Below are 25,944 nucleotides of genomic sequence, written 5' to 3' on the forward strand. Positions count from 1 at the left end.
GCCGATCAGGCGAGAGTCGTCTCGGGAGAGATGAACGGGAGGTCGTGGGCCTCGGCTACCGGGGCGGAGGTGAGGTGGTTGGCGTGGGTGGTCAGGCCTCGGGCCAGGGCGGCGTCGTCGCGGAGGGCCTGCTGCCAGCCCTTGTCGGCGAGCGCCAGCGCGTACGGCAGCGTCACGTTCGCGAGCGCGTGCGTGGAGGTCGCCGGTACCGCGCCGGGCATGTTCGCCACGCAGTAGAACACCGAGTTGTGCACCGCGTACGTCGGCTCGGCGTGCGTCGTCGGACGCGAGTCCTCGAAGCACCCACCCTGGTCGATCGCGATGTCCACGAACACCGACCCGGGCTTGGCCCGCGACACCAGCTCGTTCGAGATCAGCTTCGGCGCCTTCGCGCCGGCCACCAGCACGGCCCCGATCACCAGATCGGCGTCCAGCACGGCCCGCTCGATCTCGTACGAGTTCGACACCACGGTGGTCAGCCGGCCCGCGTAGAGCCGGTCAGCCGCACGCAGCTTCTCGATGTCCAGATCGAGCAGCGTCACCGACGCGCCCATCCCCACCGCGATCGCCGCGGCGTTCATCCCCGACACACCCGCGCCCAGGATCACGACCTTCGCCGGCGCGACACCGGGAACCCCACCCAGCAGCACACCGCGCCCGCCACCCGCACGCATCAGGTGGTACGCACCGGCCTGCGGCGCCAACCGCCCCGCGACCTCGCTCATCGGCGCCAGCAGCGGCAGCGCGCCGTTGTCCAGCTGCACGGTCTCGTACGCGATCGACGTCACGCCGCGCTCGAGCAGCGCATCGGTGCACGGGCGGGACGCGGCGAGGTGCAGGTAGGTGAAGAGCACCTGCCCGTCGCGCATCCGGGCGTACTCGGACTCGATCGGCTCCTTGACCTTGAGCACCAGGTCACCGGCGGCCCAGGCGTCGTCCGCGGTGTCGACGATCTTGGCTCCGGCGGCCAGGTAGTCCTCGTCGGGGAGCGCCGAGCCGAGACCCGCGCCGCGCTGGACGAACACCGTGTGGCCGCGGCGGACGAGCTCCTGCGCGCCGGCCGGGGTGAGTGCGACCCGGTACTCGTGGTTCTTGACTTCGCTCGGAACTGCGACCCGCATGAGAGGACTCCTGGTTCGCCGGGGAAGTTCCCTCGAGCGTGACGACTCCTTCGGCAGAGCAGGGATCCGACCGACGATTATTCGGTGAGATGCCGAATTCTGTCCGATGATTCGGTCACTGGACCACGAGAGGGAGCCCTGGTGAACAACCTTCGGCCGGAGTTCGACGACGTCGACCACCAGATCCTGCGCGCGCTGGCCGCCGACGCGCGCATCCCGAACAGCACGCTCGCCGCCCAGGTGGGGATCGCCGCGTCCACCTGCCTGATGCGGGTGCGCCGGCTCCAGGAGGCGGGCGCGATCCTCGGCTTCCACGCCGACCTGTCCCCCACCGCGCTGGGGCGCCCGCTCCAGGCGGTGATCTCGGTCCGTCTGCAAGCCCATGCTCGCACGCGCATCCGACAGTTCGGCGCGGGGATTGCCGCCTTGCCGGGCGTCCTCAACGTGTTCTTTCTGGCGGGCGCCAACGACTTTCAGGTGCACCTGGCCGCGGCCTCGGCCGACGAGCTGCGTGACTTCGTGGTGGAGAACCTGAGCGCGTCGCGCGACGTCGCGATGACGGAAACGAACCTGATCTTCGAACACCTCCGCGGCCGATCTCCGATCGTGTAACTTCTCCGACAGTTGTCGGAGAACTCAGGAGACGACGATGTCGACAGTGAGCTTCAGCCCGTACGACCCGGCCACCGTGGTGGATCCGTACCCCCTCTACCAGCGGTTACGGAACGAGGCGCCGCTGTACCGCAACGACGAGATCGGCTTCTGGGCCGTGAGCCGCTTCGCCGACGTCTCGGCCGTCCTGCAGGACCACGAGACGTACAGCAGCGCCAAAGGCGACATCCTGGAGATCATCCAGGCCGACATCGAGGTGCCGTCGGGCGTCCTGATCTTCGAGGACCCGCCGGTGCATCCGCTGCACCGCCGGTTGCTGTCCCGCATCTTCACACCGCGGCGGATCATGGAGCTCGAGCCGAAGATCCGCGACTTCTGTGTCCGCTCGCTGGACCCGCTCGTCGGCCGACCCGAGTTCGACATCATCGCCGAGCTCGGCGCGCAGGTCCCGATGCGGGCGATCGGCATGCTGCTGGGCATTCCGGAGGCGGAACAGGAGGCCGTCCGCGACGCGGTCGACGATTCATTGCGCACCGAGGCCGGCGCGCCGATGAGCGCCGACCAGACGCTGCTCGACGGCGAGGCGTTCGCGTCCTACGTCGACTGGCGTGCGGCGAATCTGTCCGACGACATCATCAGCCAGCTCCTGCAGGTGGAGTTCACCGACGAGTTCGGCACCGTGCGCCGGCTCACCCGGCAGGAGGTCGTGCTCTACGTGACAGTGCTGGCCGGCGCCGGCAACGAGACCACCGGGCGGCTGATCGGCTGGATGACCACGCTGCTGGCCGACCATCCCGACCAGCGGGCGGAGCTGGCCGCCGACCCGTCGCTCGTGCCCGCCGCCATCGAGGAGGTGCTGCGCATGGAGGCGCCGGGGCACTTCATGTGCCGCTACGTCACCCGCGACACCGAGATCCGCGGCACGACGATCCCGGCCGGCAGCATCATGATGGCGATCATGGCCGCGGCCAACCGCGACGAGGAGCGGTTCGAGAACCCCGACGCGTTCGACATCCACCGGCGTCCGGTCCCCCACCTGGCGTTCGGGGGCGGCATCCATTTCTGTCTGGGCAACGCGCTGGCCCGGCTGGAGGGCCGCGTGGCGCTGGAGGAGATGCTGAAGCGGTTCCCGACGTGGGAGGTCGATCTGGCGTCGGCGAGGCTATCGTCGACCTCGACCGTCCGCGGCTGGGAAATGCTACCGGTGCGGGTCTGACCAGTACGCTCTTGCCTCATGGCCGCGCCGGTGAAAGATCCGCGAGCGCGTCGTTCGCGGCGCGCACTCGAACAGGCGCTGCTGGAGCTCGCCGCCACCACTGACCTCACGCAGATCTCGATCTCGGACGTCACGAAGAACGCACGCGTCAGCCGGTCGACGTTTTACGAGCACTACGTCGACGTGCACGACCTCGCGGCGGCCGCGTGCACCGAACTGTTCGACGACCTGGTGGCGGGCCTGCCGCTGGCCGACCCAGGGCTGGTCGACGTCGCCAAGCCGGTCGACAACCCGCTCGTGCCGGTGTTCACGCACTTCGCCGCACACGCCGCGCTCTACCGGTCGCTGCTCGGCCCGGACGGCAGCGCGCGGGTGATGAGCCACCTGCTCACCCGCCTGCGCGACGCCACCAGGGCGAATCTGCGGTTCGCGGCGCTGGCGTCGGTGCGGGCTCCCGAACCCGCACCCGACGATCCGCTGCACGCGCTGATCGCGGGCGCGATCGTCGGCACGGCAGTGGACTGGCTGCGGGGGCACGGTCCGGACACTCCGGAAGAACTGGCCGCCCGCGTCTGGCCGTATCTGCTCGCCGCCGCACTGGCCGGCTGACCGATTTCCGTGGACGGCCGGCCGCGCTGCTCGGTGATCCGCTAGTTCGTGACCGTGCGGACGCCGCTCGCCGAACGCGCGTGGCGCGGCCGGTGGACGGTGTGACCGCGGTGGCGCAGCCAGAGCGCTCCGATGATCGACCAGGCGATCGTGACCGGGCCGATCAGCGCGAAGCCGGCGATGCCCAGGAGCTGGTAGGTCCAGCCCGCCGAACCGTTGAGCAGCAGCGTGAGCGCGTGCCCCTCGAGCAGCAACACCGCAGTGCCGACGGCCACGGCCGTCGTCCAATGCGGAACGGCCGCCTCGTCCCGCAGTGAACGCCCGAACTGGAACACCCCGTAGCCGAGCAGTGCCACCACCAGAACGATCAGATTCGCGCTCACGTCGTCTCCCCGCGTCGACTGCTTTGTCTTCAGGTATCCGCAAGCGGCGGCCGGTGAAACCACTGCTACGGTCCCGGCTTGGCAACGGCGGCTTGAAACACGGGGAGAGCAGCATGAACGCCGAATATTTGCGGGACGCGGCGAGGACCGCGGCCATCGTCGGGCTTTTCGCGATGGGCGGACTCCCCGGAATAGCCCCGGGGGTCCCCGGGTTATGGATCTATGCAAACGCATGAACCTCAACTGAAGTGAGAGTGAGACGGCCATGCAGTTCGGGGTGTTCTCGGTCAGCGACATCACTCGCGACCCGGTCTCGGGCGAGACGCCGAGCGAGGCCGAGCGGATCGACGCGGTCGTGCAGATCGCCAAGAAGACCGAAGAGGTGGGCCTCGACGTCTTCGCCATCGGCGAGCACCACAACCCGCCGTTCTTCTCCTCCGCGCCGACGACGTTGCTCGCGCACATCGCGGCGTTGACCGAGAAGCTGATCGTCACGACGTCGACCACGCTGATCACGACCAACGACCCGGTGCGCATCGCAGAGGAGTACGCGATGCTGCAGCACCTGTCCAAGGGCCGGATGGACCTGATGCTCGGCCGCGGCAACACCGCGCCGGTGTATCCCTGGTTCGGCCAGGACATCCGCCAGAGCCTGCCGCTCGGCCTGGAGAACTACAACCTGCTCCACCGCCTGTGGCGCGAGGACGTCGTCGACTGGGAAGGCAAGTTCCGCACGCCGCTGTCGGGCTTCACGTCCACGCCGCGCCCGCTCGACGACGTGCCGCCGTTCGTGTGGCACGGCTCGATCCGCAGCCCCGAGATCGCCGAGCAGGCGGCCTATTACGGGGACGGCTTCTTCGCCAACCACATCTTCTGGCCGAAGGAGCACTACATGCGGCTGATCAAGTTCTACCGCCAGCGCTACGCGCACTACGGCCACGGCACCGAGGCGCAGGCCATCGTCGGCCTCGGCGGTCAGGCCTACATCGCGAAGCGGTCGCAGCAGGCGGTCAAGGAGTTCCGCCCGTACTTCAACGAGGCCCCGGTCTACGGCAACGGGCCGACGATGGAGGACTTCGCGGACCAGACACCGCTGACCGTCGGTAGCCCGCAGGAGGTCATCGACAAGACGCTGACGTTCCGCGAGCACTTCGGCGACTACCAGCGCCAGCTGTTCCTGGTCGACCACGCCGGCCTGCCGTTGAAGACCGTGCTGAACCAGCTCGAGCTGCTGGGCGGGGAGGTCGTGCCGGTGCTCCGCAAGGAGCTGGCCGCCCGCCGCGCCCCGGAGGCCGCCGAGGCCCCGACGCACGCTTCGCTCGTCGAGGCGAAGTACGGCGATCAGCCGGCCCGTCAGCCGCGGCCGAACGCCAACCGCGGTGACAACGTGACCGGTGGCTCCCCGTACCAGGACACGGCTCTCGCCGGCTGACGGCTGAGCGCTTGCGCGACGCCCAGCAAGCAGAGTCGCCGGCGGTCGTGCCGGCTCCAACCGAAGGGAGGCCGGCATGACCGCCAACGATGCATGGGAGGCCCTGCTCGGCGCCCACGCCCGGCTGATGAAGCAGTTCGCAGCCGAGGACGTCTGGGAGGGCCTCGCCATGCGCGAGTACGACGTACTCTACACGCTCTCGAAGTGCCCGGAACCGCAGCGGATCGGCGAGCTGTCGCACCACGTGCTGCTCAGCCAGCCGGCGTTGTCCCGGATGGTCGACCGGCTGGTCGCGAAGGGTCTCGTCGAGCGGTGTCCGGACCCGGCCGACGGCCGCGGCGTGCGCCTCGCGCTCACCGCGGCCGGGCGGGAACTCCAGCGCACGATCGGCCTGCGGCACGCGCGGGGAGTCGCCCGCGCGCTGCGGGAGCGGCTCACCGAAGAAGAACTGCACCAACTCGAAGTGATCGGCAGGAAGCTCGCATGAACAAGTTCTCGCTCGTCGTCGTGACGGCCGGTACCAGCGACCCGTCGTCGACCCGGCTGCTCGCCGACCGCACCGCCGCGCGGGTCGAGTCGATCGCCACCGGCCGTGGTTCGGCAGTGGACGTGTCGGTCGTCGACCTGCGTTCGCTCGCGACCGAGATCACCACCGCGATGATCTCCGGACTCGTCGGCCCCCGCCTCCGAGCGGCGATCGACGCACTCGCCGGCGCCGACGGCGTCGTGGCCAGTACCCCGGTCTACAAGGCCGGTGCGAGCGGCCTGTTCACCTCGTTCTTCCAGGTCCTCGACAACGACCTGCTGATCGCGAAGCCGGTGGTGCTCGCGGCCACTGCCGGTACGGCCCGGCACGCACTGGTCGTCGACGACCAGCTGCGCTCGCTCTTCGCCTACCTGCGCACGGTACCGGTACCGACGTCGCTCTTCGCCTCGACCGAGGACTGGAACGACCCCGCGCTGAACAAGCGCGTCGACCGCGCCGCGCTCGAGCTGGTCGTGCTGATGGAGAGCGGCTTCGCCCGGGAGATCCGCAACGAGTCGTGGCAGAGCTACCAGCACGAGTTCGGCAGTGCGGGCGGCACCGAGCTCACGATCGACCTCGACTCGGACCTGATGAAGCTGGCCACCGGCGGCTCGGCCTCCTGAACCGCGACGCGGTCACGCCCGGCTTCCTTCGCCCGGTAGGGCGCGCGGTCGGCGTCCCGGCAGAGCCGTCCGGCTGTTTTCGAGTGACTGCTACGGGGAGTGACCCGGGATGCGACAGGGCGATACCGTGCCGGTTATGACTTTGCCGCTTCCGGGTCCCGCTGACCGGTCGAACCACGATCCGTGGTATCCGACCGACCCGGCGTCGGCTCCCCCGCCGTCGGGTCAGCACTATTCGGTGCCGCCCCCGCCGTCGGGGGTTCCGTACTCCGGCATGCCGTATTCGGGGGGCGCGCCGTACGCGGGTGCTCCCTACGCGGACCCGACGTCGTCGGCGCAGCCGTACTCGGCCCAGCCGTACTCGGCCCAGCCGTACTCGGCCCAGCCTTATTCGGCTCAGCCGGCGTACGGGATGCAGCCTTATGGTGGGCAACCGGCTTATCCGGTGCCGCAGCCGCCCACGTACGCGGGCGCGGCCGCCTACGGGATCGACCCGAAATCCGGGCGGCCGTTCTCCGAGAAGAGCAAGCTGGCCGCCGGCCTCCTGCAGCTGCTGCCGGGCTTCTTCCTCGGCCTCGGCGGCATCGGCCGCCTCTACGCCGGTCACTCCGTGATGGGCACCGCCCAACTCGTCACGAGCCTGCTCGGCTGGGGATCGTTCTGGCTCGCGATCTGCGGATCGTTCCTGATCGTCCCGCTGCTGTTCTTCTTCGTGTACGCGGCCGGGTGGCTCTGGTTCGTGATCGACGGCATCGTGCTGATGGCCGGCAACCCGACCGACGGCGAGGGTCGCCCCCTACGCTCCTGACCCTTCGGCCAGGCACCGCAGGGTCTCCAGCGACTTCTCCAGCGCACCGACCGGCACGACCGGCCAGGTCAGCGCCGCCAAGAGCTTGGGGTGGGCCCCGCTCCAGTCGCAGTACGACGTCACGTCGGTCGCCGTGGCGCCGACCGCCTCGAGCCGGTAGCCGTACGTGTGGCCGATCGGCGACCGGTCCACCGCACCGGGCTGCCACGCGACCTCCACGTCCGGCGTGAACGTCACGACCGTGTTCTTCACGGTGTACTTGCCCATCGGCAGGTCACCGAGGGGCTCGCGGTCCATGTTCATGACGAACGTGTCGCCGACAGCGGTGATCGGCTGGGCGTCCGCCGCTGCGAGCAGCATGCCCGACCCGTCGATGGCGATGTGCCCGTTCGGGTCGCGCAGCAGCGCGAAGATCCGCCCTGCCGGTGCCGCGACCCGACGGGTGACCTCGACGCGCTGCTCTCCGGTGTCCGTCATCCGGCCATCGTCGCCCCTCCTGCGGCGCTGCGGGCGGGATTCGGCGGATGAAACGCTAGGGGCATGCGGAGCATCGGCAAGGGACTGGGGATCGGGTTGGCCGCGGTCGGCCGTCCGGCGTACATCAACGGTGAGCGGTCGCGGGACCTCGGTCTCGACCGCTCGGTGGACGCCCTGCGCCGCCGTACCGCGGACGTGCTGGACGCCGCGTACGCGGGCGGGATCCGGTACGTCGACACCGCGCGGTCGTACGGTCGCGCCGAGGAGTTCCTCGCGGACTGGCTGGCGTCGCGGCCCGATGTCACCGACGTGCAGGTGGCGTCGAAGTGGGGTTACACGTACGTGGGTGAGTGGCGGCTCGAGCGGGACGTCCACGAGGTGAAGGACCATTCGCCGGCGGCGTACGTGCGGCAGTTCGCCGAGACGCGGTCAGTGCTCGGCGACCGGCTCGACGTGTATCAGATCCATTCGCTGGTGCCGTCGAGCCCGGCGCTGGACTCGCCGGAGCTGCTCGCGGCGCTCGGGGAACTGCGCGACTCGGGGGTGCTGGTCGGGTTCTCGACGTCCGGGCCGTCGCAGGCCGACGTCGTGCGGCGCGCGCTGGACGTCACCGTCGGCGGTGTTCCGCTGTTCGGCGTCGTCCAGTCGACGTGGAACCTGCTCGAGCCCTCGGTCGGCCCCGCGTTGGCCGAGGCCGCCGACGCCGGCGTGGACGTCGTCATCAAAGAGAGCCTGGCCAACGGACGCCTGACGCCGGCCGAGGCGAGCGGCCCCGTCTGCGCGGTGGCCGAGGAGCTCGGTGCACCGGTCGACGAGCTGGCGATGGCCGTGGCGCTCGCGCAACCGTGGGTGTCGCGGGTGCTGACCGGCGCGGTGACGCCCGCTCAGATCGCCCGGAACCTCCGGGCCGCCGGATTGTCGGTGGCGGCTGATATCAGTTTCCCCGAGGAGCCGGGGTCGTACTGGGCGACGCGTTCCCGGCGGCCCTGGGCCTAGCAGGCCCGGTTCGTGTTGAGGCAGGTCAGGAGGTGTCGCGTGGAGGCTTCCGTGCGGAGGTTGACGAAGTCGGCGTGGTCGGTGACCGGGGCGTGGCCCTGGTCGGGGAACGTGTCGATCGCGAACGACGGTCCGGTCGGGACGTCGTAGACGAGCGTCATCGTCAGCTTCGGCACCGGGACGGTGTTCGTGCGGCAGCGCCCGGCCGTGTCCGGGAACGCCATGTGGGCGCGGTGATTGGCGCTGTCGGTGTTGCGGCCGTCCCAGCAGCTCGGGAACTCCAGCACACGGGTGAGGCCTCGGCCGAGCGGGCAGAGCGGATACGCGACGGTCGTGACACGGTCTTCGAAACCCACGCACGTGTAGCTCGCGCGCGCGTTCGCCGAGCCGTTGGTGACGGCTTTGGCGTCGCCCGTGAGAATGCGGAGGAACGTCGGCGGCGCGACCACCGGGGCGTGCGGGTTGCCCTCGAAGCGGAGCGTCACGTCCGGCCGCAGCACCCGGCCGACGTTGTCGTCCTTCGGGTCCTCACCGGGGACGCGTCGCTGGCCGGCGACGTCGGTGCGGTCACGGAGCACGGGCCAGAAGTAGGCCGAGGTGTCGCCGCGGTCCTGGCAGGTGGTACCCGCGGCGGCGAGCGACTGGTCGGTGGAAGCCGCCGAGGAGTCGGTGTTGCCGACATAGTCGTGCAGGTGATGGGCGCCGTTGCGGATGCCCGGCGAGACGATGAAGTTGTCGGAGTTGTAATGCCCCTCGTCGTTGTTCCCGCAGCGTGCGGTGTAGCTCTTTCGCGGCTTCGGCGTCCGGCTCGGGGTCACGTCCTCGATGGGGACGTAATCCGGGGCTTGCGCGGCGTGGGGCGTGGGCGCCGGTTCGTGCGCTGTCCTGGCGAGGCGCAGGCCGACCGTGCCGCCGACGATCATGGCCAGGATCACGATCCCGACGACAAGACTCATCAGACGCCGCTCCGACACTCCTCCAGGATCGCTCGCGGGCTCGCCGCGCGGGACCGGTGCCGGAAACGTCCGGTGTGCCTCGTCGGTGCCGGGGTGGTCCGGTCGGTGCCCGAGCAAGGGTGGCGCTTGCCGATCGGCCAGGGGTGGCATACCGTCGCCCGGTCCACGACCCCGCCGGGACGGAGCCGCGCATGGCGTACGAATTGGACCTCGGCGGCCGACGGGCGCTGATCACCGGCGCAGGTCAGGGCGTCGGCAGAGGCATCGCGGAAGCCTTCGCCACCGCCGGCGCGGACGTCGTCGTCAACGATCTGCGCCCCGAACGCGCCGAACAGGTCGCCCACGAAATCGGCGCGACCCCGTCCGCCTTCGACGTCACCGAGTACGCCGACGTCACCGCCGCGATCACCAAGCTCGACGGCGTCGACATCCTCGTCAACAACGCGGGCAACGCGGGCTCCGAAGGCTTCGGCGGCCTGGGACGGTTCGTCGACACCTCCCCCGCCGACTGGGAACCGTTCCTGCGCGTGAACCTCTACGGCGTCCTGCACTGCGCCCACGCCGTACTTCCGGGCATGATCGACCGAGGCTGGGGCCGGATCGTCACGATCAGCTCCGACTCCGCCCGCACCGGCGAAGCGAACATGGCGGCCTATGCGGCCTCCAAAGCGGGAGCCGCCGGCCTCACCCGCGCTCTCGCCGCAGAGGGCGGCCGCTACGGCGTCACCGTGAACACGATTGCGCTGGGCACCATGCGCACCGAAGCCACCGAAGCGCTGTGGTCCGACCCGGACAACGCCCACGCCAAGTCGCTCATGAAGCGCTACACGATCCGCCGCCCGGGCCTCCCGTCCGACGCCGCCGCACTCTCGGTCTTCCTCGCCAGCGAGCAAGCCTCCTGGATCACCGGCCAGACCTATCCGGTCAACGGCGGCATCTCGTTCGCGCAGTAGCGTCCGGGTCGCGGGCCGCCCCACCTGTGTTCATGGCGATGCCGACGATGCTCCGGACGATCGGCGAGCACCCCGAGGGCCGGGGGGCGGGCCGAGTGGGTGGGCTAGCGGGGGCCCAGGCCGGTTCGGCCGTCGAGGAGTTCGCGGGCCGCGTCCAGGTGGCCTGCGTGACGGGCGGTCTCTTCGATCAGGTGAAGGATGATCCGCCGCAGATCGGTGGTCTGCGACGCGAGCGGCTCGGACTCGTGCCGACGCGCCGGCGCGGTGTCCAGCGACGCCGCGGCGATCACCGTGTCCGAGATCCGGCACTGCTCCCGGTAGAACGCGAGCCCCGACGAGGCCTCACCCTCCACCCGCGACCCCGTGAACACATCCTGGAACCAGTGCATCTCGGCATCCCCGAGGTGCTCGATCAACCCGAGCGGCGTCCACCCGGACGGAAGCACCGCCGTGCCCAGGGCCTCCTCGTCGAGCCCCGCCACGATCGCCTCGACGCTCTCCCGCTGATAGGCGAGAAACTCCGACAGCACAGCCTTCTCGTCGCTCACGCGGGCACCGTATCCACCACCGCCACTCGCACGAGCAACAATCTCAGGCCGTGACGCGGGCGCGGTACGCCGACGGCGACTCCCCGCAGTGCTGCCCGAACGCGCGGGCGAACGCGCTGACGTCCGCGAATCCGACCGCCACCGCGACCTCCCCCACCGACCGCCCCGGCACCGTCAGCAACGCCATCGCCCGGAGCAGCCGCGCACGCAGCAGGTACGTCCGCCACGACATGCCCACCGAAGCCGCGAACTGGCGGCGCAGCGTCCGCTCCGACACCGCGATCGCCCGGCACACCTGCTCCACGCTCACGGCGTCCAGATGCTCCCTGGTGTACGCCATCGCCGCGGCCACGACCGGATCGTCGGAATTGGGCAGTGACAGCGGTGATTCGTGGTCCAGCGCGTCGGACACGACGTGCGCCAGCGCCCGGAAGTAGTCGTCGGACACCGAATCGCCGGAGTGACGCTCGATCGGCCAGCGCAGCGAGTACATCACCATTTCGCGGATCACCGCCGACGCGGCCAGGATCCGCACCCGGTCCCCCGGCGAGGCCACGAACCCGGCCCCGAACATCACCGACACGGTCCGCACTGCCGCGTTCATCGTCGCTCGGTGCGGCAGCCCCGCCGGGATCCATGCGAACTGGTGCGGCGGCAGGAGGTAGTGGGCGTCGACGGTCTCCACCTCGACCACCCCACCGACCGCGGCGTACTCGATCTGGTGCATGTCGTGGGTGTGCCACCCGGTGTTCAGGTGGTCACCTTCATAGAGATAACTCCCGGCCGACGAGACCCCGCCCCGGCGGATGTCAACGATGGCCGCATCTGCCGGATTGTTGACCGACCATGCACCGACGCTCATCACTTCGAAGCATATAAACAAATCCATGAATATCGACGAGATGATCCTGATCAGCATCGACGATCACGTCGTCGAGCCGCCGGACATGTTCACCCGCCACGTCCCGGCGAAGTGGGCCGACCACGCGCCGCACGTCGTCACCGACGCGAAGGGCGTCGATCAATGGATCTACCGGGGGAAGACGACCGGCGTGAGCGGGCTGAACGCGGTCGTGTCGTGGCCGGCGGAGGAGTGGGGCCGCGACCCGGCGGGGTTCGCCGAGATGCGGCCGGGCGTCTACGACGTGCACGAGCGGGTCCGCGACATGAACCGCAACGGCATCCTCGCGTCGATGTGCTTTCCGACGTTCGCCGGGTTCAGCGCCCGTCACCTCAATCAGCTGCGCGACGACATCACGACGCTGATGGTGTCGGCGTACAACGACTGGCACATCGACGAGTGGGCCGCCGCGTATCCCGGCCGGTTCCTGTCGCTCGCGCTGATGCCGACGTGGAACCCCGAGGCGATGGTGCGCGAGGTGCACCGCGTCGCCGCGAAGGGCTGCTCGGCGATCACGATGCCGGAGTTGCCGCACCTCGAGGGCCTGCCCAGCTACCACGACATCGACTACTGGGGCCCGGTGTTCCAGGCGCTCTCGGAGACCGGTCTGGTGATGTGCTGCCACATCGGCACCGGCTTCGGCGCGCTGCAGTTGGCGCCGGACGCGACGATCGACAACCTGATGGTGCTCGCGCCGCAGATCTCCTCGCTGTGCGCCCAGGACCTGCTGTGGGGCCCGGCGATGCGTTCCTACCCCGACCTGAAGATCGCGTTCTCCGAGGGCGGCATCGGCTGGATCCCGTTCTACCTCGACCGCAGCGACCGGCACTACACGAACCAGCGCTGGCTGCGCCGTGACTTCGGCGGCAAGCTGCCCAGCGAGGTGTTCCGCGAGCACGCGCTGGCCTGCTACGTCACCGATCCCACTGCGCTGAAGCTGCGTCACGAGATCGGTATCGACAGCATCGCGTGGGAGTGCGACTACCCGCACTCCGACTGCTTCTGGCCGGACGCCCCCGAGAAGGTGCACGCGGAACTGGTCGCGGCCGGTGCCGACGACGCCGACATCAACAAGATCACCTGGGAGAACAGCGCCCGGTTCTTCAATTGGGACCCGTTCGCGCTCACGTCGCGCGACCAGGCGACTGTCGGTGCCCTGCGTGCTCAGGCTGCTGACGTCGACACGACGATCCGTTCGCGCGCCGAGTGGGCGAGCCGGTACCACGCGGTCGGCGCCTGATCCGACCGCTGAGCGTGGCCCGATGGCGCGACCGGGTTCCGCCGAGGGTTGAACACTCCAGGGGCGTATAGCACGCCAGAGTGTTCAACCCTCGAAGGCGCCTCCGTCGTCTTGTACACGACGTCGCACGTCGCCTTCGGCAGCGCCACCTGCGACGTCGCGATCGCCGTGCTGGCATCGGTGATCGACGCCTGGTCCGGATAGACCGTTCTCCACGTCCTCGTCCGGCCTGGGCAACACCCGACCCTCGTACGTCGGCGTGCGGGACATGAAACCTCCTGGGAGCGGCGATCAACGACGATCCCCAGCGTGGCGGCACCGATTGGCCGCCACGCGTGCGGCCGCTGAGCGTCGTCTGTGAAAGACCCGCTAGCGCCGGAGCTCGTCCAACAGGAAGGCTTCCGCGCGAGCGCCGGTTCCGAACATCGCCAGCGACACGCTCTCGTCGATGCCGTGCCACCGGCTCGCCGGGTCACCCACGCCGGTGACCAGCACCGCAGCGCCCGGGAACGTCCGCGCGAACTCGGCGATGAACGGAATCGACCCGCCGATACCCATCTCGACCACCGCGTTGCCGTACGCCTCGCCGTATGCCGAGCGGGCGGCGTCGTACGCGCTGCCGGTGGTGTCGAGCTGGAACGGCTCGGCGACACCCATGTGCTGCTTGACGTCGACGTGCGAACCCCACGGCACGTGCGCCCGCAGGTGCTCGGCCACGAGTTCCCGCGCGGCCACGGGGTCCTCACCCGGCGCCAGCCGCACGCTCACCACCGCACGGGCCCGCGGCAGCAGCACGTTCGACGACGACGCGACCGTCGGTGCGTCGATTCCCAGGACGGAAATGGCCGCCGCCTGCGTCGTGCGCTCCGCCAGCGTGCCGGAACCGATCAGTTCGACGCCGTCCAACAGGCCCGTCTCGGCCCGGAACTGCTCTTCGGGGACGTCCATCGAGGCGGCGTCGGTGCCGGTGTTCCGACGCAGGCCGGCGACGGCGATCTCGCCCTTCTCGTCGTGCAGGCTCGCGAGCGTGTGCACCAGGGCGGTCAGCGCGTCACCGATCGGACCGCCGTAGACGCCGGAGTGCACCGGGTGTTCGAGCACCGACACTTCGACGACGAGGTCGACCAGCCCGCGCAGGCTCGTGGTCAACGCCGGTACGTCGACGGACGGGTTGCCGGCGTCGGCGATCACCATGACGTCAGCGGTGAGCAGTTCGTGGTTTTCGCGCAGCAGCGCGGGCAGCGTCGGGGAGCCGGACTCCTCCTCGCCTTCGATGAACAGCGTGACGCCGATCGGCGGCCTGCCGTCGTAGGCGCGGAGCACCGCGAGGTGGGTCAGGACGCCGGCTTTGTCGTCGGCCGCGCCCCGGCCGTAGAGACGGCCGTTGCGCTCGGTGGGCTCGAACGGTGGGCTCGTCCACAGCTCGTCGCCGCCCGTGGGCTGGACGTCGTGGTGGGCGTAGAGCAGGATCGTCGGCTGGCCTTCCGGCGCCGGCCACTGCGCGACGACCGCCGGTGCGCCGCCGGGGGCACGGAGGATCCGGACGGACTCCGGGTTGAGCGCCTCGGCGAGCTCGGCGACCAGCGCGGCACTGGCCTCGGTGTCGTCGGCGCGGGTCGGATCGGCCCAGATGCTGGGGATGCGCACCAGCCGTTGGAGGTCGGCGAGAGCGCCCGGAACCACCGCGTCGACAGCGGCCGCGATTTCTTCCCTGTTCATCCCACTACCGTACTCAGGAACCGTCCTCGGCCATCCCGGGCGGGAAGACGACGCCCTTGTGCAGGATGAAGCAGCTGTACGGCTCGCTTTCGAGGGTGTGGACGACCGCGAAGACGTTCTTGGCGCGCTGGTAGAAGTCGTGGCGCGGGACGACGCCGTACTCGAGCGCGGTCGGGTGACCGGCGCGGGCGACGTCGAGGACGCGGTCCTGGAGCGCGGTGGTGAGGGACGGATCGTCCTTGACCTCCATGCGCTCGAGCGGGTGCTCGACGAACGCGTCCAGCGGGAACACCGACAGGATCGCGTCGAGCACGCGCAGGGTGCCGCTCTCGCCGAGGCGCACCACGGGGCGGTCCGCGCTGAACGCCGGGTAGTTGCGGTCGACGATCAGGAGCTGGTCGCCGTGGCCCATCTCGTCGAGAATCTTGAGAAGATCGCCGTTGAGCAGCGGGTCGATACCTTTGAGCACGGTGTTCAGCATGCCGCAGTGCGCTTCCCAGGAATTGTCGGGGGGCGACCGTAGTTTTGGCCGCATGAGCAATCGCCCGCTGACGCTGATGGCCGTACACGCCCACCCCGACGACGAGGCGACCGGAACCGGCGGTGTGCTGGCCCGATACGCCGCAGAAGGAGTCACCACGATCGTCGTGACCTGCACCGACGGTCGCTGCGGTGACGGGCCCGGGGGCGTCAAGCCCGGTGAGCCCGGTCATGACCCCGAGGCCGTGGCGGCCACCCGTGCCGCGGAGCTGGCGATCAGCTGCAAGATTCTCGGGGTCACCCACTCCGAGCAGCTCGGTTACCACGATTCGGGCATGGTGGGCTGGCCCACGAACGACGCGCCGGGGTCGTTCTGGTCGACGCCGGTGCCCGAGGCCGCCGAGCGGCTCGCCGCGTTGATCCGGCAGTACCGTCCAGACGTCCTCGTGACGTACGACGAGAACGGCGGGTACGGGCATCCCGATCACATCCAGGTGCACCGGGTGACGATGGCGGCCGCGGAGCTGGTCGGCGACGTTCCGAAGCTGTACATGAGCACGGTGCCGCGCTCGTGGATGGAGAACATGGGGACGTGGGCGAAAGAGGCTGGGCTCGAGTGGGACGAGGCCGAGCCCGAGCCCGCGGACGCTCCGCCGGTCGAGGCAACCCCGATGGGTGTGCCGGACGAGCAGATCACGGCCTGGGTGGACACCACTGGGTTCAGTGATCAGAAGTACGACGCTCTGGCTGCGCACGGCAGCCAGAGCGACGGGGAGTTCTTCCTGAAGATGGGCAAGGAGAAGTTCGCCAAGCTCATGCGCATGGAGACGTTCGTGCGAGTGCACGACACCACGGGCTCGCCCACCACGGAGGACGACCTCTTCACCGGCCTCCGCTGACCCCTACCCCTTACGGCGCGAAAACACCGCCTTGAACCGCCCCCAAGCCGACCCCCGCCCCGCCCCCACGGCATCGGCCGGCGCGGCGTCGGCCGTCGCAGCATCAGGGGGCGCGGCGTCGGCGGCGGGCGCCTCGGTGGCACCTGCTTCCGCTGCTCGCGCCTCGGTAGCAGGCGTCTCAGCAGTGTCTGCCTCAGCGGCAGGCGCCCCGGTCGACGCCGCCTCGTCAGCTCGCGCCTCGGCCGGCGCGGCGTCCGCGGCGGTTTCCTCCGCTGCAGGCGCCGCACCCGCAGAGGGTGCGGCCACCGGCGCTTCTCCCTGAGCTTCCGCGGCAGGCGCCGACACCCCGGCCACCGAAGCCGGGGCATTCACCTCCGCCACCGGAGCGGGTGCCACGACCTCGTCGACTGGAGCGGGCGCCACGACCTCGGCCACCGGAGCCGGTGCCACGACCTCCGTCACCGGAGTAGGAGTCGGCGTCTCGGCCACCGGGGCCGCGGGCGCCTCAGCCACCGGCGCGACTGGCGCCGCCACGGGCGTCGCCGCCGGAGCCAAACCCTCCGGAGCCAGACCCTCCGGGGCCAGCGCCTCCGGGGCCAGCGCTTCCTGGGCCGGGGCCACCGGGGCCGGGGCCTCGGGGGCCGGGGCCTCGGGGGATGCTGCGGCCGAGGCTGACGGGGCGGCGGTGCCGGGCACGGCCGCGATGATGGCGGCCACCTCGCGGTAGGCGCGATCACGATCCGCGACCCGCTCGGCGACAACCGCCGGATCCCGGTGCCAGATCGCCTGCCGAGACGGCCCGTACGTGGTCACCACAGTCAACCCACGCTCAGCAACGAGCTTCCCGGCTCGCTCCCCGAGCCGCTCCCACCCGCGCTGCGCAACTTTCCCCTGCAACAACACGACCCGCAGAGACGGCAACAACCCGATCAACCGCTCGAGCACATCCGCACCAACGCCCAGCTGAACCCCGTTCGGGTCCCCCTTGGCATCGCGGTACCACGGGTACGCATTCCACAACGTGACCTCACGCGGCGAAATCCCCAGCGCCTCGAACTCCAGCGCCTGACGCTCAGCGCCCTGCTCGTCGTTCTCCGTGCACAGGAACCCGGACCCACGATCCGCCCGGCCGGGGTCACCCGACACGGATAAGACCCGCGCCTCCACCCCGCCGTGCCACGGCGCCACGTACGGCATCGAGCCGCGCCCATCGACCTCGCGCAACTCGTCGACCAATTCATTGATCGCGCGCACGTGGGGCGCGTACCTGTCGCGCTGCTGTTCCTCGCGGAAACCCGCACCAGCCATCCGCTTAGCCACGCCCGCATCACCTTTCTCGACCCAAGAGGTGGGTCAGTGTAGGCGAACGCTCCGCAGCAGTAACGTCTGCCAAACCGCAAAGGCACCGACCTCGACCGCAACGGCCAACACCAACAGCGACAACGCGTCCACCGGTCGGCTGAAGGCCAAACCACTCAGGGCCGCCACCGCCACCACATTGACGACCATCACGAACCGAACCGCCGCGCGCAGCCGCTGCACAACGGACAGCACGACCAGCAACCCGGCCCACACCAGGGTTACCGCAGCGGCCACGAGCGGCACCGCCACCGGAACCCCCAACGTCCCGCCGACCGGCCCCGCGAACACGACCAGGATCACCGCCGCGACCGCGCAGTACACAGCATCCATTCGCAGGCACGCACCCATGTGCACCACTGTACGAACGCCGACGGGCGCCAACCGGCCCATCCTGTATTGGTGACCACTCGGCGTCCGCGCCGCCGCGTTGAAGGGGTGACTACCCTGTGCGCGTGCCCGAGATCGTGCAGAGCCCCGACGTCTTAGCGCTGTTGGACGAACTGACCCGCATGGAGGGTCGCGCCAACCCCTACCCGCGCTACGCACGTCTCAGAGAGGCCTCGCCGATCGTCCGCGCCGCCGACGGCGCGCTCGTGCTCACCGGCTACGCCGAGTGCACGACGATGCTCCGCGACCCGCGCCTCGGCCACATGCCACCGGACCTGCTGGAGGTCCTCGGCTACCCGGACTGGCGCGACCATCCGGCACTGCTCACGTTGTACACCAGCATGCTCACGATCAACCCGCCCGACCACACCCGCCTCCGGCGGCTGGTCAGCGCCACGTTCACCGCGCGTCGCGTTCAGGCTCTCCGTCCGGCGATCGAGAAAATGGTCGACGATCTGCTCGACGCGATGAGCGGCACCGTCGATTTCGTCGACGCGTTCGCGTTCCCGCTGCCGGTCAACGTCATCGGCGAGCTCCTCGGTATCCCGGCGGGCGATCGCGCGCAGTTCCAGTCGCTGACGCGGGACTGGACCCAGGTGATGGAGGTCCTCAACGCGGACGTCCTGAGCCGCGCCGACCCGGCTGCGGCCACGATCCGCGAGTACCTCGGCGGGCTTCTCGACAAGCGCCGGGAACACCCGACCGACGACCTGCTCAGCGCGCTGGCGCAGGCCGAGGCCGAGGGCGACAGCCTGACCCGCGACGAGGCCGTCACGACCGCCGCGTTGCTGCTGATCGCCGGGTTCGAGACGACGACCGGCCTGCTCGCGAACGGGCTCGCGGCGCTGTTCGAGCACCCGGATCAGTTCCGGCTGCTCGCCGAGCGGCCGGAGCTGGCCCGGAGTGCCGTCGAGGAGCTGCTGCGCTACGACAGTCCGGTACAGCTCGGTGCACGCATGGTGGCCGAGCCGATCGAGCTGGCCGGGGTCACCGTGAACCCCGGTGAGCGGATCGTCGCGTACCTCGGCGCCGGCAATCACGACCCGGAGCGTTTCGCCGACCCCGACGACCTGATCCTCGACCGCGAGGACAACGGGCCGCTGTCGTTCGGCGGCGGTATCCACTACTGCCTGGGCGCGCCGCTGGCCCGGCTCGAAGCGCAGGTCGCGTTGCCCGCGCTGGTGCGTCGCTTCCCGGATCTCGCGCCGGCGGGCGAGGCGGAGCGCCGTAACAGCCTGACGCTCAAAGGTTTCACGCGACTGCCCGTGCACATTCCTGTGTGAACACCCCCGCACAGCGGGTAGCTGGTTACACATGGAGATCCTGCTGATAGGCATCGCGGTGGCGGCGGTCGCGGTCCTGCTCCACCGGTGGCACATCGCAACGAGCGGCCAGCGGCTGGCCGACCCGCCGGGCCCCGACCCGACCCCGGTGCCGGGCCGCTTACCGTTGAGCGCGACCGCCCAGACGCGCCGGGCTCTGCGTGCCCGCGGCACCTACGTGCAGCCGCAACACGTAGCGCAGACCCAGCCGCCGGCCACACCCCCGGCAGACGGTCCCTTCTAGACCGGGAAGCCGGCGACGCTCCCAGCTAGACCGTCGCCGGCTTCCAGCCGATCGCCGGCGCGATGTGCTCCGCGATCGTCGCGAGGATTCGCGCGTTGTACTCGACGCCGAGTTGGTTCGGCACCGTGAACAGGATCGTGTCGGCGTCCTGAACCGCCTGGTCCCGGGCCAGCTCCGCGGCGATCACGTCCGGCTCGCCGACGTACGACCGACCGAAGCGCGACCGCACCCCGTCCAGGATCCCGATCTGGTCGTCCTCGCCGCGCGAGCCGAAGTACATCGCGTCGATCTTCTCGGTGATCGGCAGCACGCTGCGCGACACCGACACCCGCGGTTCCCGCGACCCGGTGAACGCGGACCGGAACAGCCGGATCTGCTCGGCCTGCAGCTCGTCGAACGGCACGCCGGTGTCCTCGGTGAGCAGCGTCGAACTTTGCAGGTTGAGCCCGAGCGAGCCCACCCACTCCGCGGTCGCGCGCGTCCCGGCGCCCCACCAGATGCGGTCGGCCAGCCCGTCGGACTGCGGTTGGATCTTCAGGCCCGCCCGTACCCCCGTGCGCGCCGGATCGGTGGTGGCCACTGCCGCGCCCTGGATCGCCGCGAGGAAGATCTCGGTCTTCTGCCGGGCCAGCTCGGCCGGATCGTCCGCCTGGTACCCGAACGACTCCGCGCCGCGCAGCGCGGTCTCGGGTGATCCCCGGCTCAGCCCGAGCTGCAGCCTTCCGCCGCTGATCAGGTCGGTCGCCGCGGCTTCCTCGGCCATGTACAGCGGGTTCTCGTACCGCATGTCGATGACGCCGGTGCCCATCTCGATCCGCGACGTCCGCGCCGCGATCGCCGAGAGCAGCGGGAACGGCGAGGCGAGCTGCCGCTCGAAGTGGTGCACCCGGACGAACGCCCCGTCGACGCCGAGATCTTCGGCGGCCTGCGCGAGGTCGATCGTCTGCAGCAGCGCGTCGGCAGCGGATCGCGTCTGCGATCCTTCGACGTCCCGCCAGTGCCCGAAGCTCAGGAACCCGATCTTCTTCTTCATGATGCGACCAACAATAGTTGATTAGTCAACAATTCCGTACCCGTGACTGATGGCATTCTGAACCGCTAGCGTCCGAAAGCATGAAGCGACAACTCGCCGGTGCCGCTGGCTTACTGCACGGGGCCGCGGCCGTGCTGAACACCGCGAACGCGCTGCGTCCGACGCGCTCACCCCGGTACTCGATCCCGTCGTTCGCCGCCGGGGCGCTCACCACCGAGCTCCCGGCCGCCGCCGCTGCCGCGACAGTGCTGCCGCAGCTCGCGCTCGCCGCGGCCGGTGGTGCGCGCACCCGCACCGGCCGGCTCGGCCTGGCACTCTCCCTCGGCGCGGCCGCGGGTCTAGTCGGGGTCGCCGCCGCCTCCCGGCCCGCGGCCGACGTCCTCGATCGCGCGCTCGACGAGGTCTACGGCCCCGACTACCGCTCCCGCGTGCGCCATCCCGCGTGGCCGGAGGCGGATGCCCCGCTCAGTCGTCGGCCGGGCGTCGTGCGCATGTTCCAGGTCCGCCGGCGCTACGCGCACGACGTCGACATCCCGTACGGTCCGGCGGGCCTCCGTAATCATCTCGACGTCTGGCGACGTGCCGATCTCCCGCCGGGCGGGCGCGCCCCGGTGCTGATCCAGGTGCACGGCGGCGCGTGGACCGTCGGCAACAAGCGTGAACAGGCCCTTCCGCTGCTGAGCCACCTGACCGAGCGCGGCTGGGTGTGCGTCTCGGTCAACTACCGGCTCGGCCCGCGCGCCACCTGGCCCGACATGATCGTCGACGTCAAACGCGCGGTCGCGTGGGTCAAGGAGAACATCGCCGAGTACGGCGGCGACCCGGACTTCGTGACGATCACCGGCGGCTCGGCCGGTGGACACCTCACCGCGCTGCACGCGCTCACCGCCCGGGACCGGATCTGGCAGCCCGGGTTCGAGGACGTCGACACATCGGTCGCGGCCGCCGTGCCGCTCTACGGCATCTACGACTGGACCGACGCGCAGGACGCCGGGCTGATCCGGCTGCTGGAGAACCGGGTGATCAAGCAGACGCTGGCCGACGCGCCCGACCTGTTCGGCACCGCGTCGCCGCGCCGAGCGATCACCGCCGACGCACCGCCGTTCTTCGTCCTGCACGGCGCCAACGACTCGCTGGTGCCGGTGCGTGGTGCCCGCCGGTTCGTCGAGGACCTGCGAGCCACGTCGAAGCAGCCGGTCGTGTACGCGGAGATTCCGGGTGCGCAGCACGCGTTCGAAATCTTCGGGACGCGCCGGGCGCACGCGGCGGCCGAGGCCATCGAGCGGTTCCTCGGGATCGTGTATTCGATGGATACTTCCGGCCATGAAGTACGTGCTGCTGATCTGTGACGACGAGACCTACCAGCCGGAGCCCGAAAAGCTCGGCGCGGATCCGGCGATGCGTGCCTGGGAAGAGGACCTGACCAGCAGCGGTGCGCTGCTGGCAGGTGCGCGCCTGCGTCCGAGCGTCGACGCGACGACCGTCCGGGTGCGCGACGGCGAGACGCTCGTGTCCGACGGTCCGTTCGCCGAGACCAAGGACCTCGTCGGCGGGTTCGCAGTCGTCGAGGCCGACGATCTCGACGCGGCGATCGCGATCGCGGCCGCGCACCCGTACGCGCAGTGGGGCACGGTCGAGGTTCGCCCCGTCTGGGAGTGACGGTCCAGGACGCGGTCGACGCCGCCTACCGGAGCGAGTGGGGCCAGCTCGTCGCGACGTTGATCGGGCTGACGCAGGACTGGGACCTGGCCGAGGACTGCGCGCAGGAGGCGTTCGCGGCGGCTCTGGCGACGTGGCCGCGGGACGGGGTTCCGGCGCGTCCGGGGGCCTGGCTGACCACTAGCGCGCGGAACCGGGCCATGGATCGGCTCCGGCGCGACGCCGTCGGCCAGGCGAAGCTACGTCAGCTGGCGCTGCTGGACCGGACGCCGGAGTCGCACGAGATCTCCGACGAGCGGCTGCGGCTGATCTTCACGTGCTGTCATCCGGCGCTGCCGTTCGAGGCGCGGGTCGCGCTCACGCTGCGGACGCTCTGCGGTCTGGGCACCGCGGAGATCGCCCGGGCGCTGCTCACGAGCGAGTCGACGATGGCGCAGCGACTCGTGCGGGCCAAGCGCACAATCGCCGGGGCCGGGATCCCGTACCGCGTTCCGCCCGCGGAGCTGCTGCCGCAGCGGCTCGCGGCGGTGCTCGCCGTGCTCTACCTGATCTTCAATGCCGGTTACGACGGTCGTCGAGACTTGACCGCGGAGGCGATCCACCTGGGGCGGGTGCTGGCGCGGTTGCTGCCCGACGAGCCCGAACCGCGTGGGCTGCTCGCGCTGATGCTGTTCGGGGAGGCGCGGAGTGCCACTCGCGCCGAGGATGGCGTCCTCGTGCCGCTCGAGCAGCAGGATCGCCGTCGATGGGACGCGTCCCTGATCGCCGAAGGCGAACACCTCCTCGACGCCGCGCTTGCCGCCCGCCGAGCCGGCCCCTATCAGGTGCAGGCGGCTATCGCGGCTTGTCATGTGACCGCTGCGGACGTGGGTAGTACGGACTGGCGGCAGATCGTGGTGTTGTACGAGCAACTCGGCAGGTTGACGCCGTCGCCGGTGGTGGAGTTGAACCGGGCGGTGGCGGTTGCGATGTCGGAAGGAATTTCGGCCGGGCTGGAGCTTGTGGACGCCCTGACGACGTCGGGGCGGCTCGACGGGTACCACCTGTTGCCGGCGACCCGGGCGGATCTGTTGCGGCGCGCGGGGCGGTCCGCCGAGGCGCGGGACGCCTATGACCAGGCGATTTCGCTCGCTCCGACGGACGCCGAGCGCCGCTATCTCGAGAACCGGCGAGAAGATCTCGGGCCGGTGTCGATCTGAGTCGAGCCCCTTCGTCGGTGGGGCATGACAACACAGATCGACGCGCGGGCCCGGCCCGGGCTGGCGCTCGGGCTCGCAGGTGCGGCCCAGGCGATGGTGGGGTTGGATACCGCGCTGTGGCTGACCCCGCACCTCGGAGGACTCCAGCTACCTCACCGGCCTGCTCCCGGCGTTCCTCCTCGCCGGAGTCGGCATCGGACTCCGCGGCCCCGCGCTGCAGATCGCTGCCCTCACCGGCGTGTGCTTCACCCCAACGAAGGACTCACCCGCAACGAAAGGACCCCGTCATGACCCTGCCCCCGATCGTCGACCGTGCCGCGTTCGAAGCGGAAGTCGCGCGGCTACGCGCTCGCGAGAAGGTGCACACGAAGGAGGCCGACGCGATCGCCGCGCAGCGGCGGCGGCTGCCGATGGTGGAGGTACCCGCCGATACGGAACTGGCCGGCTCGAGCGGCGCGATGACGCTGCTCGATGCGTTCGAGGGGCGTCGGCAGCTGATTCTGTACTACTTCATGTGGCATGCCGGGCACCCGGCGGCCGAGCAGTGCGAGGGGTGCACGTGGTGTTCCTCGCAGGTCGGGGAACTGTCCTACCTGCACTCGCGGGACATCACGTACGCGATTCTCGCGCAGGGTCCGTACCCGGAGAGTGCGCGGTACCACGAGTTCATGGGGTGGACGATGCCTTGGTACGCCGCGGAGGGTGAGCCGTTGGAGACGCTGCTGACCGGGCGGACGGTCGGCATGATGCACCTCATCAGCTACGTGCGGGACGAGGATCGGGTGTTCGAGACGTGGTGGACCACCCGTCGCGGCGTGGAGCTCCTCGACAACAGTTACCGGCTGATGGACCTGACGGTCTTCGGCCGCCAGGAGCCCCACGAGGACTCCCCCGCCGGCTGGCCCCAGCCCTGGCCGGTAGACGGCCACAACCTGCGCACCAACGGCCGCCCCATTCCGCAATGGTCCCGCCTCGAGTCAGGCCACTCGGACGATCTGAGCTGACGCACCCCGGCGGGCGGATCCGGCGGGACCGCAGGGCGCCGCCCGCGACGGGTTCTCGGGCCTACGACCGGTCCGCGGGCCTACCTCGGCCGATCGTTGGGCCGAGAACCCGTCGTTGGCCCGAGAACCCGTCGTTGGCCCGAGAACCCGTCGTTGGGCCGAGAACCCGTCGTTGGGCGGGGCCGTCAGTCGAGGCAGAATTCGTTGCCTTCGGGGTCGGCCATGACGATCTGGCCGTATTCGAGCGGGGGCTGCGGCTCATAGCGTTGGATGCGGGTCGCGCCGAGTTTCACGAGGCGCTCGCACTCGAGCTCGAGCGCCGCCATCCGCTCGTCGCCCCGGAGGCCGGGCGCGGCCCGCACGTCCAGGTGCACGCGATTCTTGGCGACCTTGTCGTCCGGCACCTGCTGGAAGAACACCCGCGGGCCGTCCCCGGCGGGGTCCTCGATCGCCGACCGGCTGTTCCGGAACTCCTCGGGGACGCCGATCTTCGCGAGGAACTCGCCCCACACCACCAGCGGGTCGGCCCCTCGGGGCACGTCGACGCCGGGCGGGCCGGGAATGACGTACCCCAGCACGTCGGCCCAGAACTTCGACAGCACACCCGGGTCGTGGGCGTCGAACGTCACCTGGAGCTGTCGGCTCATCGGGGCGCTCCGTTCGTGTGCAGGTAGAGGTCACGCAGCAGGGTGACCTCGGCGAGGTGGTGGATCAGTTCGCGGTGGATGTGCAGCACCAGATCGGCCATCGGTGCGTCCGGATACGGCTCCGTGTCGCCGACCGGCACCGCGAGCGCCTCCTCGCTGAGCCCACGGACACCGGCCGTCCAGACGCCCAACTGAGTATCGAGCTGGTCGAGCGCGGACTTCGCGTCGCCCGCGTACTCCCAGGACTCGTAGTCCGCGGGTTCCGCACCGAAGTGCGACGCGTTCCGCGCCGCGAGCACACCGACGATGACGTGGCCGAGCCGCCAGGCGATCGTCGTGAACGGCGGCGGCGTGGGCTGGGGGAACGCGAAGTCGATCGTGTAGGCGCCGGTACCCGCCTGCACCGGCGCGGTACCGGTGCCCCGCTTCCGGACGTTCCAGGCCTCGCCGGGCCCGGGTGACCAGAAGTACTCGTCGTCGGTGAGGCCGTCGAGCCGGGCGCGGACCTGGTGGTTCCAGTGCCATTCCCACTGCTCACGGAGTGCTCGGTTCCAGTTCATGCGGTCACTCTGGCACCCCTAGCGGACA

Annotated in this window: 30 protein-coding genes and 1 pseudogene; 17 read left to right on the forward strand and 14 right to left on the reverse strand. The window is 70.2% G+C overall.

Going from position 1 to position 25,944, the window contains the following annotated elements:
• Positions 1 to 5: 5 nt before the first annotated feature.
• Entirely contained in the window at positions 6 to 1,121 is a 1,116-nt protein-coding gene (gene ald, locus ACGFY5_RS11335; protein WP_392719479.1) for an alanine dehydrogenase, read from the reverse strand.
• A 138-nt stretch (positions 1,122 to 1,259) separates the two neighbouring features.
• Here ald and ACGFY5_RS11340 point away from each other — a divergent pair, with 138 nt between their 5' ends.
• From ACGFY5_RS11340 to ACGFY5_RS11350, 3 genes are read left to right on the forward strand one after another with little or no spacing between them, the layout of a single operon-like run.
• Positions 1,260 to 1,733 (forward strand): Lrp/AsnC family transcriptional regulator, encoded by a 474-nt coding sequence (locus tag ACGFY5_RS11340; RefSeq protein WP_392720472.1) that lies wholly within the window; start codon positions 1,260 to 1,262, stop codon positions 1,731 to 1,733.
• 37 nt (positions 1,734 to 1,770) lie between these two features.
• Positions 1,771 to 2,949 carry a cytochrome P450 gene (locus tag ACGFY5_RS11345; protein ID WP_392719480.1) on the forward strand — a complete coding sequence of 393 codons (1,179 nt, stop codon included), beginning with the start codon at positions 1,771 to 1,773 and terminating at the stop codon, positions 2,947 to 2,949.
• An 18-nt stretch (positions 2,950 to 2,967) separates the two neighbouring features.
• Positions 2,968 to 3,558: a TetR/AcrR family transcriptional regulator gene (locus ACGFY5_RS11350; RefSeq protein WP_392719481.1), complete on the forward strand. Its 591-nt coding sequence runs from the start codon at positions 2,968 to 2,970 to the stop codon at positions 3,556 to 3,558.
• 41 nt (positions 3,559 to 3,599) lie between these two features.
• Here ACGFY5_RS11350 and ACGFY5_RS11355 read toward each other — a convergent pair whose 3' ends face one another.
• Entirely contained in the window at positions 3,600 to 3,941 is a 342-nt protein-coding gene (locus tag ACGFY5_RS11355) for a hypothetical protein (RefSeq protein ID WP_392719482.1), read from the reverse strand.
• Positions 3,942 to 4,206: 265 nt separating this feature from the next.
• On the opposite strand from ACGFY5_RS11355, the gene ACGFY5_RS11360 reads away from it, so the two are divergent.
• The 4 genes from ACGFY5_RS11360 to ACGFY5_RS11375 all read left to right on the forward strand — a co-directional run bounded on the left by ACGFY5_RS11360 (position 4,207) and on the right by ACGFY5_RS11375 (position 7,330).
• Positions 4,207 to 5,373 (forward strand): CE1758 family FMN-dependent luciferase-like monooxygenase, encoded by a 1,167-nt coding sequence (locus ACGFY5_RS11360; protein WP_392719483.1) that lies wholly within the window; start codon positions 4,207 to 4,209, stop codon positions 5,371 to 5,373.
• Between the two features lie 76 nt (positions 5,374 to 5,449).
• Complete coding sequence (locus ACGFY5_RS11365) at positions 5,450 to 5,860, forward strand: MarR family winged helix-turn-helix transcriptional regulator (protein ID WP_392719484.1); 411 nt, start codon at positions 5,450 to 5,452, stop codon at positions 5,858 to 5,860.
• Positions 5,857 to 6,522, forward strand: a complete 666-nt coding sequence (locus tag ACGFY5_RS11370) for a CE1759 family FMN reductase (RefSeq protein ID WP_392719485.1) — start codon at positions 5,857 to 5,859, stop codon at positions 6,520 to 6,522. The genes ACGFY5_RS11365 and ACGFY5_RS11370 overlap by 4 nt, the downstream gene beginning before the upstream one ends.
• 136 nt (positions 6,523 to 6,658) lie before the next feature.
• The gene (locus ACGFY5_RS11375; protein ID WP_392719486.1) at positions 6,659 to 7,330 is read left to right on the forward strand and encodes an NINE protein; all 672 of its coding nucleotides are present in this window, start codon (positions 6,659 to 6,661) and stop codon (positions 7,328 to 7,330) included.
• Here ACGFY5_RS11375 and ACGFY5_RS11380 read toward each other — a convergent pair.
• A complete protein-coding gene (locus tag ACGFY5_RS11380; protein ID WP_392719487.1) occupies positions 7,319 to 7,807 on the reverse strand; it encodes a polyketide cyclase in 489 nt (162 codons plus the stop codon). The two genes, ACGFY5_RS11375 and ACGFY5_RS11380, sit on opposite strands and share 12 nt — an antisense overlap.
• Positions 7,808 to 7,870: 63 nt before the next feature.
• Here ACGFY5_RS11380 and ACGFY5_RS11385 point away from each other — a divergent pair, with 63 nt between their 5' ends.
• Positions 7,871 to 8,803, forward strand: coding sequence for an aldo/keto reductase (locus ACGFY5_RS11385; protein WP_392719488.1), 933 nt, complete (start codon positions 7,871 to 7,873; stop codon positions 8,801 to 8,803).
• On the opposite strand, the gene ACGFY5_RS11390 is transcribed toward ACGFY5_RS11385, so the two are convergent.
• Positions 8,800 to 9,759, reverse strand: a complete 960-nt coding sequence (locus ACGFY5_RS11390; RefSeq protein ID WP_392719489.1) for a DUF1996 domain-containing protein — start codon at positions 9,757 to 9,759, stop codon at positions 8,800 to 8,802. The two genes, ACGFY5_RS11385 and ACGFY5_RS11390, sit on opposite strands and share 4 nt — an antisense overlap.
• A 191-nt stretch (positions 9,760 to 9,950) precedes the next feature.
• Here ACGFY5_RS11390 and ACGFY5_RS11395 point away from each other — a divergent pair, with 191 nt between their 5' ends.
• Positions 9,951 to 10,712, forward strand: coding sequence for an SDR family NAD(P)-dependent oxidoreductase (locus ACGFY5_RS11395; RefSeq protein ID WP_392719490.1), 762 nt, complete (start codon positions 9,951 to 9,953; stop codon positions 10,710 to 10,712).
• Positions 10,713 to 10,816: 104 nt separating this feature from the next.
• Here the strand turns inward: ACGFY5_RS11395 and ACGFY5_RS11400 are convergent, their stop codons facing one another.
• Together ACGFY5_RS11400 and ACGFY5_RS11405 are read right to left on the reverse strand one after the other, a co-directional pair.
• Positions 10,817 to 11,260: a DinB family protein gene (locus tag ACGFY5_RS11400; protein ID WP_392719491.1), complete on the reverse strand. Its 444-nt coding sequence runs from the start codon at positions 11,258 to 11,260 to the stop codon at positions 10,817 to 10,819.
• Positions 11,261 to 11,303: 43 nt separating this feature from the next.
• A complete protein-coding gene (locus tag ACGFY5_RS11405; RefSeq protein WP_392719492.1) occupies positions 11,304 to 12,122 on the reverse strand; it encodes an AraC family transcriptional regulator in 819 nt (272 codons plus the stop codon).
• A 25-nt stretch (positions 12,123 to 12,147) separates the two neighbouring features.
• Here ACGFY5_RS11405 and ACGFY5_RS11410 point away from each other — a divergent pair, with 25 nt between their 5' ends.
• Positions 12,148 to 13,401: an amidohydrolase family protein gene (locus tag ACGFY5_RS11410; protein ID WP_392719493.1), complete on the forward strand. Its 1,254-nt coding sequence runs from the start codon at positions 12,148 to 12,150 to the stop codon at positions 13,399 to 13,401.
• A gap of 110 nt (positions 13,402 to 13,511) precedes the next feature.
• On the opposite strand, the pseudogene ACGFY5_RS11415 reads toward ACGFY5_RS11410, so the two are convergent.
• The 3 genes and pseudogenes from ACGFY5_RS11415 to ACGFY5_RS11425 all read right to left on the reverse strand — a co-directional run.
• Positions 13,512 to 13,607: pseudogene (locus ACGFY5_RS11415) on the reverse strand (3,4-dioxygenase subunit beta); the annotation flags it as partial.
• Between the two features lie 163 nt (positions 13,608 to 13,770).
• Positions 13,771 to 15,120 (reverse strand): dipeptidase, encoded by a 1,350-nt coding sequence (locus ACGFY5_RS11420; RefSeq protein ID WP_392719494.1) that lies wholly within the window; start codon positions 15,118 to 15,120, stop codon positions 13,771 to 13,773.
• A gap of 13 nt (positions 15,121 to 15,133) precedes the next feature.
• A complete protein-coding gene (locus tag ACGFY5_RS11425) occupies positions 15,134 to 15,601 on the reverse strand; it encodes an RbsD/FucU family protein (protein WP_392719495.1) in 468 nt (155 codons plus the stop codon).
• A gap of 52 nt (positions 15,602 to 15,653) precedes the next feature.
• Here ACGFY5_RS11425 and ACGFY5_RS11430 point away from each other — a divergent pair, with 52 nt between their 5' ends.
• On the forward strand, positions 15,654 to 16,499 hold the full coding sequence (locus ACGFY5_RS11430) for a PIG-L family deacetylase (protein WP_392719496.1): 846 nt from the start codon (positions 15,654 to 15,656) through the stop codon (positions 16,497 to 16,499).
• 3 nt (positions 16,500 to 16,502) lie between these two features.
• On the opposite strand, the gene ACGFY5_RS11435 is transcribed toward ACGFY5_RS11430, so the two are convergent.
• Both ACGFY5_RS11435 and ACGFY5_RS11440 read right to left on the reverse strand, forming a co-directional pair.
• Positions 16,503 to 17,819 carry a hypothetical protein gene (locus ACGFY5_RS11435; protein WP_392719497.1) on the reverse strand — a complete coding sequence of 439 codons (1,317 nt, stop codon included), beginning with the start codon at positions 17,817 to 17,819 and terminating at the stop codon, positions 16,503 to 16,505.
• A gap of 33 nt (positions 17,820 to 17,852) precedes the next feature.
• Positions 17,853 to 18,209: a hypothetical protein gene (locus ACGFY5_RS11440; protein ID WP_392719498.1), complete on the reverse strand. Its 357-nt coding sequence runs from the start codon at positions 18,207 to 18,209 to the stop codon at positions 17,853 to 17,855.
• Positions 18,210 to 18,313: 104 nt separating this feature from the next.
• On the opposite strand from ACGFY5_RS11440, the gene ACGFY5_RS11445 reads away from it, so the two are divergent.
• Complete coding sequence (locus tag ACGFY5_RS11445; RefSeq protein ID WP_392719499.1) at positions 18,314 to 19,531, forward strand: cytochrome P450; 1,218 nt, start codon at positions 18,314 to 18,316, stop codon at positions 19,529 to 19,531.
• 31 nt (positions 19,532 to 19,562) lie between these two features.
• Positions 19,563 to 19,814, forward strand: a complete 252-nt coding sequence (locus tag ACGFY5_RS11450; RefSeq protein ID WP_392719500.1) for a hypothetical protein — start codon at positions 19,563 to 19,565, stop codon at positions 19,812 to 19,814.
• Positions 19,815 to 19,839: 25 nt separating this feature from the next.
• On the opposite strand, the gene ACGFY5_RS11455 is transcribed toward ACGFY5_RS11450, so the two are convergent.
• A complete protein-coding gene (locus tag ACGFY5_RS11455; RefSeq protein ID WP_392719501.1) occupies positions 19,840 to 20,847 on the reverse strand; it encodes an LLM class flavin-dependent oxidoreductase in 1,008 nt (335 codons plus the stop codon).
• 80 nt (positions 20,848 to 20,927) lie between these two features.
• Here ACGFY5_RS11455 and ACGFY5_RS11460 point away from each other — a divergent pair, with 80 nt between their 5' ends.
• The 4 genes from ACGFY5_RS11460 to ACGFY5_RS11475 all read left to right on the forward strand — a co-directional run bounded on the left by ACGFY5_RS11460 (position 20,928) and on the right by ACGFY5_RS11475 (position 24,709).
• Entirely contained in the window at positions 20,928 to 22,196 is a 1,269-nt protein-coding gene (locus ACGFY5_RS11460; RefSeq protein ID WP_392719502.1) for an alpha/beta hydrolase fold domain-containing protein, read from the forward strand.
• Positions 22,171 to 22,506, forward strand: coding sequence for a YciI family protein (locus ACGFY5_RS11465; RefSeq protein WP_392719503.1), 336 nt, complete (start codon positions 22,171 to 22,173; stop codon positions 22,504 to 22,506). Before ACGFY5_RS11460 ends, ACGFY5_RS11465 begins: the two co-directional genes overlap by 26 nt.
• Positions 22,503 to 23,705: an RNA polymerase sigma factor gene (locus ACGFY5_RS11470; RefSeq protein WP_392719504.1), complete on the forward strand. Its 1,203-nt coding sequence runs from the start codon at positions 22,503 to 22,505 to the stop codon at positions 23,703 to 23,705. Before ACGFY5_RS11465 ends, ACGFY5_RS11470 begins: the two co-directional genes overlap by 4 nt.
• 287 nt (positions 23,706 to 23,992) lie before the next feature.
• Positions 23,993 to 24,709 carry a DUF899 family protein gene (locus ACGFY5_RS11475; RefSeq protein WP_392719505.1) on the forward strand — a complete coding sequence of 239 codons (717 nt, stop codon included), beginning with the start codon at positions 23,993 to 23,995 and terminating at the stop codon, positions 24,707 to 24,709.
• A gap of 185 nt (positions 24,710 to 24,894) precedes the next feature.
• On the opposite strand, the gene ACGFY5_RS11480 is transcribed toward ACGFY5_RS11475, so the two are convergent.
• Together ACGFY5_RS11480 and ACGFY5_RS11485 are read right to left on the reverse strand one after the other, a co-directional pair.
• On the reverse strand, positions 24,895 to 25,356 hold the full coding sequence (locus tag ACGFY5_RS11480; RefSeq protein ID WP_392719506.1) for a VOC family protein: 462 nt from the start codon (positions 25,354 to 25,356) through the stop codon (positions 24,895 to 24,897).
• Positions 25,353 to 25,916, reverse strand: coding sequence for a DinB family protein (locus tag ACGFY5_RS11485; RefSeq protein WP_392719507.1), 564 nt, complete (start codon positions 25,914 to 25,916; stop codon positions 25,353 to 25,355). The genes ACGFY5_RS11480 and ACGFY5_RS11485 overlap by 4 nt, the downstream gene beginning before the upstream one ends.
• Positions 25,917 to 25,944 lie beyond the last annotated feature (28 nt).

It is taken from the genome of Cryptosporangium sp. NPDC048952 (assembly GCF_043197895.1).
Taxonomy (GTDB): Bacteria; Actinomycetota; Actinomycetes; order Mycobacteriales; family Cryptosporangiaceae; genus Cryptosporangium.

Coding starts and splice junctions, on each gene's coding strand:
- ACGFY5_RS11395 (WP_392719490.1), top strand. CDS start 9,951: ATGGCGTACGAATTGGACCTCGGCGGCCGACGGGCGCTGATCACCGGC.
- ald (WP_392719479.1), bottom strand. CDS start 1,121: ATGCGGGTCGCAGTTCCGAGCGAAGTCAAGAACCACGAGTACCGGGTC.
- ACGFY5_RS11385 (WP_392719488.1), top strand. CDS start 7,871: ATGCGGAGCATCGGCAAGGGACTGGGGATCGGGTTGGCCGCGGTCGGC.
- ACGFY5_RS11480 (WP_392719506.1), bottom strand. CDS start 25,356: ATGAGCCGACAGCTCCAGGTGACGTTCGACGCCCACGACCCGGGTGTG.
- ACGFY5_RS11425 (WP_392719495.1), bottom strand. CDS start 15,601: ATGCTGAACACCGTGCTCAAAGGTATCGACCCGCTGCTCAACGGCGAT.
- ACGFY5_RS11430 (WP_392719496.1), top strand. CDS start 15,654: ATGAGCAATCGCCCGCTGACGCTGATGGCCGTACACGCCCACCCCGAC.
- ACGFY5_RS11420 (WP_392719494.1), bottom strand. CDS start 15,120: ATGAACAGGGAAGAAATCGCGGCCGCTGTCGACGCGGTGGTTCCGGGC.
- ACGFY5_RS11485 (WP_392719507.1), bottom strand. CDS start 25,916: ATGAACTGGAACCGAGCACTCCGTGAGCAGTGGGAATGGCACTGGAAC.
- ACGFY5_RS11460 (WP_392719502.1), top strand. CDS start 20,928: ATGAAGCGACAACTCGCCGGTGCCGCTGGCTTACTGCACGGGGCCGCG.
- ACGFY5_RS11380 (WP_392719487.1), bottom strand. CDS start 7,807: ATGACGGACACCGGAGAGCAGCGCGTCGAGGTCACCCGTCGGGTCGCG.
- ACGFY5_RS11450 (WP_392719500.1), top strand. CDS start 19,563: ATGGAGATCCTGCTGATAGGCATCGCGGTGGCGGCGGTCGCGGTCCTG.
- ACGFY5_RS11350 (WP_392719481.1), top strand. CDS start 2,968: ATGGCCGCGCCGGTGAAAGATCCGCGAGCGCGTCGTTCGCGGCGCGCA.
- ACGFY5_RS11440 (WP_392719498.1), bottom strand. CDS start 18,209: ATGGGTGCGTGCCTGCGAATGGATGCTGTGTACTGCGCGGTCGCGGCG.
- ACGFY5_RS11475 (WP_392719505.1), top strand. CDS start 23,993: ATGACCCTGCCCCCGATCGTCGACCGTGCCGCGTTCGAAGCGGAAGTC.
- ACGFY5_RS11375 (WP_392719486.1), top strand. CDS start 6,659: ATGACTTTGCCGCTTCCGGGTCCCGCTGACCGGTCGAACCACGATCCG.
- ACGFY5_RS11410 (WP_392719493.1), top strand. CDS start 12,148: ATGAATATCGACGAGATGATCCTGATCAGCATCGACGATCACGTCGTC.
- ACGFY5_RS11390 (WP_392719489.1), bottom strand. CDS start 9,759: ATGAGTCTTGTCGTCGGGATCGTGATCCTGGCCATGATCGTCGGCGGC.
- ACGFY5_RS11405 (WP_392719492.1), bottom strand. CDS start 12,122: ATGAGCGTCGGTGCATGGTCGGTCAACAATCCGGCAGATGCGGCCATC.
- ACGFY5_RS11465 (WP_392719503.1), top strand. CDS start 22,171: ATGAAGTACGTGCTGCTGATCTGTGACGACGAGACCTACCAGCCGGAG.
- ACGFY5_RS11365 (WP_392719484.1), top strand. CDS start 5,450: ATGACCGCCAACGATGCATGGGAGGCCCTGCTCGGCGCCCACGCCCGG.
- ACGFY5_RS11360 (WP_392719483.1), top strand. CDS start 4,207: ATGCAGTTCGGGGTGTTCTCGGTCAGCGACATCACTCGCGACCCGGTC.
- ACGFY5_RS11370 (WP_392719485.1), top strand. CDS start 5,857: ATGAACAAGTTCTCGCTCGTCGTCGTGACGGCCGGTACCAGCGACCCG.
- ACGFY5_RS11455 (WP_392719501.1), bottom strand. CDS start 20,847: ATGAAGAAGAAGATCGGGTTCCTGAGCTTCGGGCACTGGCGGGACGTC.
- ACGFY5_RS11345 (WP_392719480.1), top strand. CDS start 1,771: ATGTCGACAGTGAGCTTCAGCCCGTACGACCCGGCCACCGTGGTGGAT.